Genomic DNA, 238 nt, shown 5'->3' with positions numbered 1-238 from the left:
CGCCCAAGCCGGCCACCGCCCACGGCGACTTCATCAACGTCTTCGCCGACAGCCTGATGCGGAAGATGGTCGACTGCATCACCCCCGGCCGCAAGTGCGGTGCGGGGCCCGACGAGCAGCCGCCGGCCGAGAGCGCGGAGCCGTCCGCGCCGAGCGTCACCGCGAGCCCGGTCGCCCCGCCGGCCGAGCCCCGGGGCGCCGAGCCGTCCCAGCCGGTGCCCGAGCCGCCGTCGTCCGA

1 pseudogene is annotated in these 238 nt (G+C 77.3%); it reads left to right on the top strand.

From position 1 onward, the window contains the following. Positions 1 to 238: pseudogene (locus tag KVT45_RS55635) on the top strand (hypothetical protein); the annotation flags it as partial.

Origin of the sequence: Streptomyces sp. GbtcB6, from assembly GCF_019091475.1 — a bacterium.
In the GTDB taxonomy this organism is placed as follows: Bacteria; Actinomycetota; Actinomycetes; order Streptomycetales; family Streptomycetaceae; genus Streptomyces; species Streptomyces hyaluromycini.
This window is presented reverse-complemented; position numbering and strand designations above follow the sequence as displayed.